Here is a 12903-nt window from a genome sequence, read left to right as displayed (position 1 = left end):
AGGTAGAGGAGGTAGACCATTGGAAAAACTACGTGAAGAGCTCCTGCAAGCTAACGTGGGAACAGTAAAAGAAAACGAACGCATGGCTAGTCATACAACGATTAAAATCGGTGGGCCTGCTGATTTGTTTGTGGAACCGAAACATATAGATGGTTTAAAAAAGACGATAGAAATCGTACGAAAATATAATGTGCCTTGGCGTGCGATCGGTCGCGGCTCCAACTTACTTGTGCGAGACGGAGGCATTGAAGGGGTCGTCATTAAACTTGGCGAAGGATTAGATGATCTATACATTCATGATACAGAAGTGACAGTCGGTGGGGGATATTCGCTCATTAAACTAGCGACGGTCATTAGTAAGCAAGGATTGTCTGGGTTGGAGTTTGCAGGAGGCATTCCTGGCACAGTTGGCGGAGCGGTGTATATGAACGCTGGTGCTCACGGATCGGATATGTCGCGCATCGTAAAAAAAGCACAAATTTTATTTGAAGACGGAACGATTGAATGGTTAACGAATGAAGAGATGGAGTTTTCGTATCGCACATCCGTTTTACAAAAAAAGCGCAAAGGAATTTGCATTGCAGCAACGCTTGAAATGAAAAAAGGAAACCGTGATGAAATTGTCGCAGCGATGCAAAAAAATAAAGATTACCGCCGCGAGACGCAACCGTGGAACTACCCGTGTGCGGGAAGCATTTTCCGCAATCCGCTTCCGCAATACGCTGGGCAGTTAATTGAACAAGCAGGGTTAAAAGGATATACGATCGGCGGGGCGAAAATATCTGAACAGCATGCGAACTTTATTGTCAACGCAGGCGGGGCAACAGCAAACGACGTGCTCGAGCTCATCGATTATGTGAAAAAGACGATTCACGACTTATATGGCGTGTCGTTGCAAACAGAAGTTGAAATTGTTGGGCGGAAGTAATACATTTTCCCCATCCTAATTTTTCTATACTATGCTATAATAGAAATGGAGATGATGAACTAACGGTGGCTGACATGCGCCGTTAGTTTTCTTGTTATTTTGATTTGGTCCATCGACCGAGGTGGAGTGAATGGGAAAAGAAAAAGGAAAAGTTGTTGTTCTTGAAGAACGTGTACCAAAATTAAAGGAGCAGCGACGACAGCGTGCTAATCGCTTACTTGTTGCATATATCGCTTTATTTTTTATGCTTTTATTAGGCGTTGTTTATGCCCAGTCGCCACTTAGCAACGTCGCAGTCATCCACGTCGAAGGAAATCATCATATCGCTTCGCAACAGATCATCCAATTAAGCGGTATAACGAAACAAACGAGCTTTTGGAAAGTAAAAAAAGACGAGGTCGAACAGCGAGTGAAACAACATCCAGAAGTGAAAGACGTCAGTGTAAAAAAACGAATTCCGAATCGTATCGACATCGTGATCGTCGAGCGAAAGCGCATCGCTTACATTTTGGACAAGCATTCCTTTTTGCCGATTTTAGATAACGGAAAAGTGTTGACGCATGCGAAACAAGTGATTCCGAGTGATGCTCCGATTTTAGTCGGGTGGAAAGAAGGAGAGGCTATTCAAGACATGGCTGCCCAATTGGCGAATACGCCAAATTCGATTTTAAACCTTATCTCAGAAATTCATTATACCCCAAACGCATTGGATGCAAGGCATATTACTGTCTATATGAATGACGGCATCGAAGTGAGTGCTACAATCGATCGTTTTGCGAAAAAAATTGTGCATTATCCTTCGATTGTCAGTCAGTTACAGCCGGGGGTAAAAGGCGTTCTTCATTTAGAGATGAGCACATATTTCAAACCGTACGAAGCGGATGAAGGGAAGGAAAACGAAGATGAAAATGAACGGTAGCCACGTCATTTTGTCGTTCGTTTGTTTAGTTTTAGGATTTATGTTGGCTTTTTCTTATCAGATAACGAAAAAAGAGACGGCCAATCGCGAGCTAGAACGTCAATGGGATAAAGAGTACGAATATCGTCAACAGCTCATTGAACAACAAGAGCAAAACAAAAAGTTGCAAGCTGAATTGTTTAAAAAACAACAACGCGTACGCGAAATGGAAAAACAATTAGCAAGCGAAGAACAAATTTATTTTAACCTCGCTGAAGATGCAGAACGGTTGCGCATGTATCTTGGCAAAGTGAAAGTGAAAGGAAAAGGGGTCGAAGTGACGCTATCTGATGCTTCATACATTCCTTCAGAAGCGAACGCCACAAACTACATCGTCCATGAACAACATGTGTTTCAAGTTGTCAATGAACTATTGATTGCGGGGGCGTCTGCAATATCGATTAACGGACAGCGATTATCGCACCGATCGTATATTTTGTGCAATGGTCCGGTCATTGAAATCGACGGGACACAACATCCAGCCCCGTTCGTTATTCAAGCGATCGGCGACCCAAACGTACTTATTCCGGCGTTAACGATTGCTGGTGGGGTGAAAGATCAACTGACGAGCGACCATATTATTGTTGACATTACGGAAAAATCGGAAATTACAATGGAACCGTTGATGCAAAAATAGAGGAGGAGCGATGTTGACGCAAAAAACGATATGGCATTTCACGCTTGTGTCGCTCATTATTGGCTTTATGTTAGCTGTCCAATTCCAGACGAACAACGAGCCAGATGTGCGCGATACACGTGACATATGGGAAATTAGACAAGATTTAAAAAAAGAACAAGAGCTACATAAACAACTATTAAACGAAATACGAAAATATGAAGAAACGTTAGAAAAATATGAACAGCAACGTTCAGAAAGCAAAGGAGCGATTCTTCGCCAAACGGTAGAAGAACTAAAAAAAGAAGCTGGGTTAACGGAAGTTGTCGGGGAAGGTGTCGTGCTTTATGTCGAACAAATGTATGATGAATCGTACGTTGGCCCGATTAGCGATACGGTGTCAGCAGAGTTGCTTCGCCGACTCATGAATGAATTAAACATGTATGGCGCCCAATATGTAGCGATTGCAGATCAGCGCGTCGTCAACACGACAGTCATTCGCGACATTAACGGTGTGACGAAAGTCGATTCGTATCCGCTTCGCTCTTTCCCATTTGAAATTAAAGTCATTGCAGCGGACGCCGAAAAAATGTACAACCGGTTAAAAGCTTCAACGATTGCCGATGACTTTGCCATTGAAAATTTACTTCTGACGATTTCAGAACCGCAACAACGTGTCGTCATTCCTCCGTACGATGGAGTAGTGCGTGTGAAACAAATGGAAGCAGTTGAAGAGGATAGGAGGTGAACGTGATGTGGCTTCCGTTGCTCGGCCTCGTCATTGGCATATTGCTCGGATTGTTGACAGATTGGCGCATTTCGAGCGAATATGCTAACTACTTATCGATCGCGGTGCTCGCAGCGTTTGATACGCTCATAGGTGGTATTCGCGCACATTTGCAAAATATTTACGATGAGCACGTGTTTGTATCTGGATTTTTTTTTAATATTATTTTAGCAACAAGTTTAGCTTTTCTCGGTGTGCATCTTGGTGTAGACTTGTATTTAGCAGCTGTATTTGCGTTCGGTGTGCGCCTGTTTCAAAACATCGCTGTCATCCGCCGAATTTTGCTAACGAAATGGTTAGAAAGCCGCCAAAAAAATCGTTTATAAAAAAGGGAATGCTGTTCGAATGTGGAATATAGTGTTGATATACATAGTAACGTTCATTTTGTAAAGGAGGTGCCACCAGAATGAACAGCAACGATTTTTATGTTAGTCTTGACATCGGTACATCGAGCGTGAAAGTGATCATTGGTGAAATGATGAACGATCAGCTAAGCATTATCGGTGTCGGCAATGTGAAATCGCAAGGGCTGAAAAAAGGCTCTATCATTGATATAGATGAAACGGTACAATCCATTAAACGAGCGGTTGACCAAGCGGAACGGATGGTCGGCGTAACGATTAAAGGCGCCATTGTCGGAGTAAACGGCAACCACATTCAACTTCAACCGTGCAATGGGATTGTCGCTGTATCAAGCGAAAATAAAGAAATTACAACTGAAGACGTCACACGCGTTATTGAAGCGGCACAAGTCGTCTCCATTCCACCAGAGCGCGAAATTATTGACGTCATTCCGAAACAGTTTATCGTTGACGGCCTTGATGGCATTAACGACCCGCGCGGTATGTTAGGTGTCCGATTGGAAATGGAAGGAACGATGATTACTGCATCGAAAACCGCTTTACATAACGTGCTTCGCTGTGTCGAACGAGCGGGGTTAGATGTGCTTGATGTGTGCCTTCAACCACTAGCGGCCGCCTCAATTGCATTATCGAAAGATGAAAAAAATTTAGGTGTGGCACTTATTGATATCGGTGGTGGTTCAACGACGGTCGCTGTGTTTGAACAGGGCTTTTTACAAGCAACGACCGTACTTCCGATCGGTGGTGAACATATTACAAAAGATTTATCGATCGGCATGCGTACGTCGACAGAAGATGCAGAGCGCATTAAACTTAAGCATGGACATGCTTTTTACGACCTCGCTTCTGACGAGGAAGTGTTTAGCGTTCCGATCATTGGCACCGACCAACAGCAACAGTTTAGTCAATTGGAAATTGCGGATATAATCGAAGCGCGTGTCGAAGAAATTTTACTCATGGCACAAACGGAAATTCGAAAACGCGGATTTCGCGATTTGCCTGGCGGATACGTGTTAACCGGTGGAACAGTCAATATGCCGGGCGTATTGGAACTTGCCGAAGCCATTTTTGAAAATACTGTACGCGTGGCGATGCCGGATTATATTGGCGTCCGCGATCCACGATATACAAACGGTGTTGGCTTAATTCAATTTGCTTATAAAAATGCGAAGCTACAAGGAAGACACGTTCCTGTTCTTTCTTCGAGCGCGACAGACGATTTCCAACCGGAGAAAAAGGTGCATAAAGCGCCAGCAAAGCCGAAACAAAAAGAAGAACATTTAGGGCATAAAGTAAAGAAATTTTTCGGATACTTTTTTGAATGACAATTTGAATGGCTAGGAGGATTATCATGTTGGAGTTTGACACGACTGTTGATCAGTTAGCAACAATTAAAGTAATTGGTGTCGGCGGCGGCGGAAATAACGCTGTCAATCGCATGATTGAACATGGTGTACAAGGTGTTGAATTTATTGCGGTTAATACAGATGCTCAAGCGCTAAACTTATCCAAGGCGCCAACTAAACTACAAATTGGTGCAAAATTGACGCGCGGATTAGGTGCAGGAGCAAATCCAGAAGTAGGAAAAAAAGCGGCCGAAGAAAGTAAAGAACAAATTGAAGAAGCGCTCAAAGGTGCCGATATGGTATTCGTCACAGCCGGCATGGGTGGGGGCACAGGAACAGGAGCGGCGCCAGTTATTGCTCAAATCGCACGCGATTTAGGTGCGCTTACTGTCGGCGTCGTCACACGGCCGTTCACGTTTGAAGGAAGAAAGCGCGCGATGCAAGCGGCAAGCGGTATCGCAGCGATGAAAGAAGCCGTTGATACGCTCATCGTCATTCCGAACGACCGTCTATTAGAAATCGTTGATAAAAATACGCCGATGTTAGAAGCGTTCCGCGAAGCAGACAACGTGCTTCGTCAAGGGGTACAAGGCATCTCCGACTTAATTGCGGTGCCGGGATTAATTAACTTAGACTTTGCCGATGTGAAAACGATTATGTCGAACAAAGGTTCAGCCCTCATGGGAATCGGCGTAGCAACGGGGGAAAATCGCGCCGCGGAGGCAGCGAAAAAGGCGATCTCGAGCCCGCTATTAGAAACATCGATCGACGGTGCCCAAGGCGTATTAATGAACATTACAGGCGGTACGAACTTAAGCTTGTACGAAGTGCAAGAAGCAGCTGATATCGTCGCATCTGCTGCTGATCAAGACGTCAATATGATTTTCGGTTCGGTTATTAACGAAAACTTAAAAGACGAAATTGTCGTTACGGTTATCGCGACAGGATTTAACGAAGAAGTGAATCAAGCGAAAGCGACGCGACAAGCGGTTGTCAAACCGACAGTTGGCGTCAAGCGCGAGAAAAAAGAAGAGCCAGTCGACTACTCGCCAACACGCGGACAACAAGTCGAGGATCCACTCGACATCCCTGCCTTTTTACGCAATCGCAACCGTCGCCGTTAAAAAAACGCTCACTACGTGTGGGCGTTTTTTTATTTCCATCATCATATGACAAAATCTCTGAAGAAATGACGTCATCGTTTGACACACTTTTCTATTGGAAGTGCTATATACTAGTTTCAAGATGTTGTAGGGAGGGGATGCCGCTGATTTATGCCGATCTCGTATGGTTATTAAATTTTTGTTTTGATGCGATGTTGCTATGGCTTGCGGCAATTATGTTAAAGCGTCGCATTCGTTTATGGCGGCTTATGCTTGCAGCATTATTCGGTTCGTTGCTCGTCTTGCTTGTTTTCACTCCTTTTGCTTATATGACATCTCATTTCGTAACGAAACTTGTCATCTCTTTTTTCATCGTGTGGATTTGTTTTGGTTTCCATCGCTTTCGCTTTTTTGTGGAAAACGTGCTCGCTTTTTATTTCGCCACGTTTATGATGGGCGGAGGGATGGTTGCCTTTCACTTTTTGTTGCAAAGTGAAATCACGCCTTATTCATCGGGTTGGCTCACGCATTCAACTTCGATTAGCTGGTTGTTTATCGTCATCATGTTTCCAATTTTATGGATGTTATCAAAAGTGCAAATGGGAACGATTCGCGAAAAAAAATTGCGGTTTGAACACGTCATCGATGTGCGTGTCACATGTTTTGGACAAACGGTATGTTTAAAAGGATTAGTCGACAGCGGAAACCAGTTGCGCGACCCATTCACAAACACACCGGTTATGATCGTCGAATTGCAACCGTTCGCACATATTTTCCCTCAAACTGTTTTACAAATGATTCAAAAACGTACGTACACAGATGACATCCCGAACGAATGGGTGAGCCGGATACGTTTCGTCCCGTACCGTGCCGTTGGCGTCGAGCAACAGCTGTTAGTGGCGATGAAACCAGACGGCGTACAATGGTCAGACGGAAAACAGTGGATATCTGTCAAAAAAGTGCTTGTTGGCTTTTATCCGTCATCATTATCAGCAGACGGAGAGTATAACTGCATCGTTCATCCGCATATGGTTATGTCGCAAGCTTCGTAATTATTATTATCATACGGCCGTTCGTGCTGAAATAGAAGGAGGTTTTTTATGAAGTTATTCAAATTACGCCTCACATATGTATGGTACAAACTATTAAAAAAATTAGGGCTTAAAGCGGACGAAATTTATTACATTGGTGGAAGCGAGGCATTGCCACCGCCGCTCACAAAAGAGGAAGAAGAAATGTTATTAAAAAAACTTCCTTCTGGGGATGAAACAGCGCGTTCGCTCCTTATTGAGCGAAATCTTCGCCTCGTCGTCTACATCGCCCGAAAATTTGAAAATACCGGCATTAACATTGAAGATTTAATTAGCATTGGTACGATCGGGTTAATTAAAGCAGTCAATACGTTTAACCCGGAGAAGAAAATTAAACTCGCTACATATGCATCGCGCTGCATTGAAAATGAAATTTTAATGTATTTACGGCGCAACAATAAAGTACGTTCAGAAGTATCGTTTGATGAACCGTTAAACATCGACTGGGACGGCAACGAACTGTTGTTGTCGGACGTATTAGGCACAGAAGATGACGTCATTACGAAAGATTTAGAAGCAAATATTGACCGAAACTTATTATTTCGTGCGCTCGATCAATTAAGCGATCGAGAGAAACAAATTATGGAACTTCGCTTCGGGCTAAGTGGTGGAGAAGAAAAAACACAAAAAGATGTCGCGGACTTGTTAGGCATTTCCCAATCGTACATTTCCCGTTTAGAAAAGCGAATTATTAAACGATTGCGAAAAGAGTTTAACAAAATGATGTAATGCATATTTTTCCCTTCGAAGGAGATACTGAAAGCTGACAGCATCTCCTGCAAGGAGGGAAAGACATGGCAAGAAACAAAGTTGAAATTTGCGGCGTTGATACATCGAAACTTCCAGTACTGAAAAACGAAGAAATGCGTGAACTATTCCGCCAAATGCAAGCCGGTGACATATCGGCACGCGAAAAATTAATCAACGGGAATTTACGGCTAGTATTAAGCGTCATTCAGCGATTTAACAATCGTGGTGAATATGTCGACGATTTGTTTCAAGTCGGCTGTATCGGACTTATGAAATCGATTGATAATTTTGATTTAAGTCAAAACGTGAAATTTTCAACGTATGCTGTACCGATGATTATTGGTGAAATCCGCCGATATTTACGTGACAATAACCCGATTCGCGTGTCCCGCTCGTTGCGCGATATTGCATACAAAGCGCTACAAGTGCGCGAAAAAATGATGAGTGAAACAGCAAAAGAACCGACAGCAGAAGAAATTGCAAAAATTTTAGACGTCCCACACGAAGAAATTGTGTTTGCATTGGATGCGATTCAAGATCCTGTTTCCTTATTTGAACCGATTTACAACGATGGTAGCGACCCAATTTATGTGATGGACCAGCTGAGTGATGAGAAAAACCGTGATATAAATTGGATTGAGGAAATCGCGCTGAAAGAAGGGCTACGTCGGCTAAATGAGCGCGAAAAAATGATTATTCGCAAACGATTTTTTCAAGGGAAGACACAAATGGAAGTGGCCGAAGAAATCGGGATTTCCCAAGCGCAAGTATCTCGTTTAGAAAAAGCGGCCATTAAACAAATGAATAAAAATATTCAATGGTAACATCCCCCACACAGCTGGGGGTTTTTCTATGCTTTCAACATGACTACAACCTTCGATTTACGCATACATATAGGAGATAGAAAGAAGAAAAGGAGCGGGGGAACATGGTGAAAATTTCTGAACTCCAACAAAAAGACGTCGTCAATGTCGCAAACGGCAAACGGCTTGGAAATATTGGAGATATTGATATTAATTTAACGACCGGTCAAATTGAAGCTATCATCATTATCGGTGCAGGGAAGGTGCTCGGTTTATTTGGACGAACGGATGAAATTATTATTCCGTGGCGCGATATTGTGAAAGTTGGTGCCGACGTCATTCTCGTTCGATTAGATGGCGATGAATAATTCACGTTTTCGGCAAGCTGTGATAAAATAGGAAAAAAAGTGATAAAATTGTACAAAGGATGTCGAACGATGAATGAAATATTTCGACAAGCGCACGAGTCGTTGCTTTTGTTTGATGGATGGGAAAATGTGAGCGTTGCGTTTACGACAAAACGAGGCGGAGTGAGCACAGGGGCGTTTGCCACGTTAAACCTCGGCATGCATGTCGCAGACGATTGCGATGTCGTATATGAAAATCGAAAAAAAGTAGCCGAGCAGTTAAACGTTTCGCTTGATCGCTGGGTATGTGCCGATCAAGTGCATGGCGTACACATCGAAAAAGTGACGAACAATCATGCAGGAAAAGGGGTACGCGCGTACGATACCGCTGTGCCTCATACAGACGGGCTGTATACGAACGAACGACAACTGATGTTGGCGCTTTGTTTTGCGGATTGCGTTCCGCTTTACTTTTTTTCGCCAAGTAAAAAGCTAATTGGACTTGCACATGCCGGCTGGAAAGGGACGGTGCATAACATCGCGGGTGAAATGGTGAAACGATGGAACGAAGAAGGGGCTGATGATATTTACGTCGTCATCGGTCCGTCGATCGGCCGTTGTTGTTACGTCGTCGATGATCGCGTCATTGAATTCGTTCAAAAGGCGCTAGTCAACTCGCCACAATCTCTTTATAATGAAACAAGTAAGGGACAGTATGCGCTCGACTTAAAAGAAATGAATAAACAGCTTTTGCAACAAGCAGGTGTTCCGAGCGAACGTATCGCTGTTTCATCGTATTGCACAAGCTGTGAGCAGTCATTATTTTTCTCTCACCGACGCGACGGTGGCAAAACAGGAAGAATGATGGCGCTTATTGGCTGGAGGGAATGATATGTCGGTCAAACAACGGTTACAAACAATTCAACAACATATTGCTAAAGCGTGTGAAAAAACAGGACGAAACGCATCAGACGTTCAAATTGTGGCAGTGACAAAATATGTCAGCATCGCGCGAGCAAAAGAGGCGATCGATGCGGGCATCGTTCATTTAGGCGAAAGTCGTACCGACGGTTTTTTACAAAAATACGAAACAATCGGAAAAGAAGCAACATGGCATTTTATCGGCACGTTGCAATCAAGAAAAGTGAAACAAATCATCGATTACGTTGACTACGTTCATTCGCTCGACCGTCTTTCATTAGCGGAAGAAATTAACAAACGAGCGAATCGAACGATCAAATGTTTCGTGCAAGTCAATGTTTCAGGGGAGCAATCGAAACACGGGCTAGCGCCAAAAGACGTATTGCCGTTTATTGAAACATTATCTGCTTTTTCACGTATTGAAGTTGTCGGATTAATGACGATGGCGCCATATACGGACGATGAGGCGACGATTCGTCGCTGTTTTCGGACGTTGCGCGAGTTAAAAGAACAAGTACAAGAAAAACAATTGCCGCACGCCCCTTGTACACAATTGTCCATGGGGATGTCAAACGACTACGTAATTGCGGTCGAAGAAGGAGCAACGTTTCTTCGCCTCGGTACATGTCTTGTCGGTGAAGAGGAGGTGGAATGATGGGATTTGTGAAAAAAATTCGCGATTTTTTCGATTTAGATGAAGAAAAATGGGAAGAAGATGAATACGAGGAAGAAGAAGTCGTTCAACAACCGAAAGCCGAACAAAAACAAAATGTTGTGAGTTTACAAAGTGTACAAAAATCATCCAAGCTCGTCTTATTTGAGCCGCGCGCATATGCGGAAGTACAAGAAATTGCCGACCATTTAAAAAATCGGCGTGCTGTCGTCGTAAACGTTCATCGTGTTGACCGTGATCAAGCGCGGCGCATTGTCGACTTTTTAAGCGGAACGGTGTATGCGATTGGCGGAGACATTCAACAAGTCGGCTCTACCATTTTTTTATGCACGCCGGATAATGTAGATGTAAGTGGATCCATTTCGATCGTTTCTGACGATGAACCGACAATAAAGAGGTGGTAATTTTGTATCAAATAGCAAATTTTCTAGCAACCGTCATTGAAGTATATTCGTACGCGATTATTGTTTACATTTTAATGTCATGGTTTCCAAATGCGCGTGAAACAAAAATTGGTCAATTTCTCGCCAACATTTGTGAGCCGTATTTAGAGCCGTTTCGTCGCTTTATTCCACCGATTGGCATGATCGACATTTCTCCGATCGTCGCCTTGCTTGTGTTACGTTTTGCGACGGCGGGCGTTTACGGATTAGTCGACATGGTCATTCGAGGGTTGTAATGGATATTTATCAACATTTTCGCAAGGAAGAGCATCATTTTATTGATCTCGTTTGCGAATGGAAGCGGCTTGTCACGGAACAATATGCTCCGAAGCTCACAGATTTTTTAACTCCGCGCGAACAACAAATCGTCCGCTCGATTGTCGGCCATCACGATGAAGTGCACGTTGCCTTTTTTGGTGGCTCATCATCTGTTGAACGAAAGCGAGCACTGCTATATCCGACTTACATGCAACCGAATGAAGATGATTTTCAACTATCGTTGTTTTCCGTTCGCTATCCAAAAAAATTTGTTACACTCGGGCATCGTGACGTGCTCGGTGCCCTTTTGTCACTCGGTGTGAAGCGTGAAAAATTTGGCGATATCGTCATCGTTGATGATATCATTCAGTTTGTCGTCGCTAAAGAAATTGCACCGTTTGTGAAAATGAACGTCACAACGATTGGAAAAGCAAAAGTATCGTTAGAAGAACAACCGCTTTCGCAACTTCTCGCTGTGAAAGAAGAATGGGAAGAAGAAACTTTTACCGTTTCTTCTTTGCGACTTGACGCCATTTTAGCGCAATGTTTTCGCATATCACGCCAAAAAGCACAAGCTTGCATTGCCCAAAACTTCGTGAAAGTGAATTGGAAAACGGTTGACCAAGCTCATATGGAGTGCCAAGAAGGTGATTTATTGTCGTTACGCGGGTATGGGCGCTGCCGACTGCAAGCGATTGTCGGTCAAACAAAAAAAGAAAAATGGCGCATCGTTGTCGAAAAAGCAAAATAAAAGAAGGATTTTCGCAAAACATGTCGAAACATACGGTACGTACATAAGATGGAGGTGGGCCGCATGCCGTTAACGCCGTTAGATATTCATAATAAAGAATTTAGCCGAGGCTTTCGCGGATATGATGAAGATGAAGTGAACGAGTTTTTAGATCAAGTCATTAAAGACTATGAAATGATTTTGCGTGAAAAAAAGCAGCTTGAGGAAAAAGTGCGAGAGCTGACGGAAAAACTCAACTATTTTACAAATATCGAAGAAACGTTAAATAAATCGATTTTAATTGCGCAAGAAACAGCCGAAGAAGTGAAGCGAAACGCGCAAAAAGAAGCGAAGCTCATCATTAAAGAGGCGGAGAAAAATGCGGATCGCATCATTAGTGAGGCGCTCGCAAAAACGCGAAAAATCGCGATGGAAGTGGAAGAACTAAAGCGTCAAGCGAAAGTGTTCCGCAATCGTTTTAAAATGTTAATTGAAGCGCAGCTCGATATGTTAAATAGCGGCGACTGGGATCATTTATTAGATTACAAACTTGATGATGAAGCGGTGCAAGAAATAACAGAGTCTTGACGATGGCTATTGTGATTGCCTATAATATCGATTACAGTTATATCGCAAAAACGATGAAGGGGACAGTAGTTCTTTCATCAGCTTATTACAGCGAGCCGAGGGCGGTGGAAGCTCGGCATAAGCGAAAGAATGAAAATCACCCCGGAGTTCCGTGCTGAACAAATAGTAGGCCACGGCGCGTCATTCCCGTTACGAATGT

At 43.4% G+C, this 12903-nt stretch carries 17 protein-coding genes and 1 other annotated feature (1 of these 18 only partly in view); all 17 genes read left to right on the top strand.

Annotated features, from left to right (window positions below):
* Positions 1-19 precede the first annotated feature (19 nt).
* Positions 20-928, top strand: coding sequence for a UDP-N-acetylmuramate dehydrogenase (gene murB / locus BO219_RS10490; RefSeq protein WP_064220849.1), 909 nt, complete (start codon positions 20-22; stop codon positions 926-928).
* Between the two features lie 130 nt (positions 929-1058).
* Entirely contained in the window at positions 1059-1847 is a 789-nt protein-coding gene (locus tag BO219_RS10485) for a cell division protein FtsQ/DivIB (RefSeq protein WP_077429491.1), read from the top strand.
* On the top strand, positions 1831-2523 hold the full coding sequence (locus tag BO219_RS10480; protein ID WP_077429490.1) for a DUF881 domain-containing protein: 693 nt from the start codon (positions 1831-1833) through the stop codon (positions 2521-2523). Before BO219_RS10485 ends, BO219_RS10480 begins: the two co-directional genes overlap by 17 nt.
* A gap of 10 nt (positions 2524-2533) precedes the next feature.
* Positions 2534-3250, top strand: a complete 717-nt coding sequence (locus BO219_RS10475) for a DUF881 domain-containing protein (protein ID WP_077429489.1) — start codon at positions 2534-2536, stop codon at positions 3248-3250.
* A gap of 5 nt (positions 3251-3255) precedes the next feature.
* Complete coding sequence (locus tag BO219_RS10470; RefSeq protein ID WP_004891201.1) at positions 3256-3615, top strand: small basic family protein; 360 nt, start codon at positions 3256-3258, stop codon at positions 3613-3615.
* Between the two features lie 80 nt (positions 3616-3695).
* Entirely contained in the window at positions 3696-4976 is a 1281-nt protein-coding gene (ftsA, locus tag BO219_RS10465) for a cell division protein FtsA (RefSeq protein WP_077429488.1), read from the top strand.
* A 26-nt stretch (positions 4977-5002) separates the two neighbouring features.
* Entirely contained in the window at positions 5003-6121 is a 1119-nt protein-coding gene (gene ftsZ / locus BO219_RS10460) for a cell division protein FtsZ (protein WP_077429487.1), read from the top strand.
* 137 nt (positions 6122-6258) lie between these two features.
* Positions 6259-7152 (top strand): sigma-E processing peptidase SpoIIGA, encoded by an 894-nt coding sequence (gene spoIIGA, locus BO219_RS10455; RefSeq protein ID WP_077429486.1) that lies wholly within the window; start codon positions 6259-6261, stop codon positions 7150-7152.
* A 48-nt stretch (positions 7153-7200) separates the two neighbouring features.
* Positions 7201-7920: an RNA polymerase sporulation sigma factor SigE gene (gene sigE, locus BO219_RS10450; RefSeq protein WP_006321468.1), complete on the top strand. Its 720-nt coding sequence runs from the start codon at positions 7201-7203 to the stop codon at positions 7918-7920.
* Between the two features lie 65 nt (positions 7921-7985).
* Positions 7986-8765 (top strand): RNA polymerase sporulation sigma factor SigG, encoded by a 780-nt coding sequence (gene sigG, locus BO219_RS10445; protein ID WP_077429485.1) that lies wholly within the window; start codon positions 7986-7988, stop codon positions 8763-8765.
* 104 nt (positions 8766-8869) lie between these two features.
* Positions 8870-9112, top strand: coding sequence for a YlmC/YmxH family sporulation protein (locus tag BO219_RS10440; protein WP_032101528.1), 243 nt, complete (start codon positions 8870-8872; stop codon positions 9110-9112).
* A gap of 69 nt (positions 9113-9181) precedes the next feature.
* Complete coding sequence (gene pgeF, locus BO219_RS10435; RefSeq protein WP_226373812.1) at positions 9182-9982, top strand: peptidoglycan editing factor PgeF; 801 nt, start codon at positions 9182-9184, stop codon at positions 9980-9982.
* 1 nt (position 9983) lies between these two features.
* Positions 9984-10667 carry a YggS family pyridoxal phosphate-dependent enzyme gene (locus BO219_RS10430; RefSeq protein ID WP_006321473.1) on the top strand — a complete coding sequence of 228 codons (684 nt, stop codon included), beginning with the start codon at positions 9984-9986 and terminating at the stop codon, positions 10665-10667.
* Positions 10667-11089: a cell division protein SepF gene (locus tag BO219_RS10425; protein ID WP_064220854.1), complete on the top strand. Its 423-nt coding sequence runs from the start codon at positions 10667-10669 to the stop codon at positions 11087-11089. The genes BO219_RS10430 and BO219_RS10425 overlap by 1 nt, the downstream gene beginning before the upstream one ends.
* A gap of 2 nt (positions 11090-11091) precedes the next feature.
* Positions 11092-11364, top strand: coding sequence for a YggT family protein (locus tag BO219_RS10420; protein WP_006321475.1), 273 nt, complete (start codon positions 11092-11094; stop codon positions 11362-11364).
* The gene (locus tag BO219_RS10415) at positions 11364-12137 is read left to right on the top strand and encodes a YlmH family RNA-binding protein (protein ID WP_077429483.1); all 774 of its coding nucleotides are present in this window, start codon (positions 11364-11366) and stop codon (positions 12135-12137) included. Before BO219_RS10420 ends, BO219_RS10415 begins: the two co-directional genes overlap by 1 nt.
* A 63-nt stretch (positions 12138-12200) precedes the next feature.
* Positions 12201-12704: a DivIVA domain-containing protein gene (locus tag BO219_RS10410; RefSeq protein WP_006321477.1), complete on the top strand. Its 504-nt coding sequence runs from the start codon at positions 12201-12203 to the stop codon at positions 12702-12704.
* Between the two features lie 44 nt (positions 12705-12748).
* Positions 12749-12903, top strand: a binding site (T-box leader) (it continues 61 nt past the right edge of the window).

Source organism: Anoxybacillus kestanbolensis (genome assembly GCF_001996285.1).
In the GTDB taxonomy this organism is placed as follows: Bacteria; Bacillota; Bacilli; order Bacillales; family Anoxybacillaceae; genus Anoxybacillus; species Anoxybacillus kestanbolensis_A.
This window is presented reverse-complemented; position numbering and strand designations above follow the sequence as displayed.

What these genes read in the sequence shown, in the direction of transcription:
- BO219_RS10475 (WP_077429489.1), top strand. Translation starts at nt 2,534, where the DNA reads ATGTTGACGCAAAAAACGATATGGCATTTCACGCTTGTGTCGCTCATT.
- BO219_RS10470 (WP_004891201.1), top strand. Translation starts at nt 3,256, where the DNA reads ATGTGGCTTCCGTTGCTCGGCCTCGTCATTGGCATATTGCTCGGATTG.
- BO219_RS10410 (WP_006321477.1), top strand. Translation starts at nt 12,201, where the DNA reads ATGCCGTTAACGCCGTTAGATATTCATAATAAAGAATTTAGCCGAGGC.
- BO219_RS10425 (WP_064220854.1), top strand. Translation starts at nt 10,667, where the DNA reads ATGGGATTTGTGAAAAAAATTCGCGATTTTTTCGATTTAGATGAAGAA.
- ftsA (WP_077429488.1), top strand. Translation starts at nt 3,696, where the DNA reads ATGAACAGCAACGATTTTTATGTTAGTCTTGACATCGGTACATCGAGC.
- pgeF (WP_226373812.1), top strand. Translation starts at nt 9,182, where the DNA reads ATGAATGAAATATTTCGACAAGCGCACGAGTCGTTGCTTTTGTTTGAT.
- BO219_RS10415 (WP_077429483.1), top strand. Translation starts at nt 11,364, where the DNA reads ATGGATATTTATCAACATTTTCGCAAGGAAGAGCATCATTTTATTGAT.
- BO219_RS10485 (WP_077429491.1), top strand. Translation starts at nt 1,059, where the DNA reads ATGGGAAAAGAAAAAGGAAAAGTTGTTGTTCTTGAAGAACGTGTACCA.
- sigE (WP_006321468.1), top strand. Translation starts at nt 7,201, where the DNA reads ATGAAGTTATTCAAATTACGCCTCACATATGTATGGTACAAACTATTA.
- sigG (WP_077429485.1), top strand. Translation starts at nt 7,986, where the DNA reads ATGGCAAGAAACAAAGTTGAAATTTGCGGCGTTGATACATCGAAACTT.
- BO219_RS10430 (WP_006321473.1), top strand. Translation starts at nt 9,984, where the DNA reads ATGTCGGTCAAACAACGGTTACAAACAATTCAACAACATATTGCTAAA.
- BO219_RS10480 (WP_077429490.1), top strand. Translation starts at nt 1,831, where the DNA reads ATGAAAATGAACGGTAGCCACGTCATTTTGTCGTTCGTTTGTTTAGTT.
- spoIIGA (WP_077429486.1), top strand. Translation starts at nt 6,259, where the DNA reads ATGCCGCTGATTTATGCCGATCTCGTATGGTTATTAAATTTTTGTTTT.
- BO219_RS10440 (WP_032101528.1), top strand. Translation starts at nt 8,870, where the DNA reads ATGGTGAAAATTTCTGAACTCCAACAAAAAGACGTCGTCAATGTCGCA.
- ftsZ (WP_077429487.1), top strand. Translation starts at nt 5,003, where the DNA reads ATGTTGGAGTTTGACACGACTGTTGATCAGTTAGCAACAATTAAAGTA.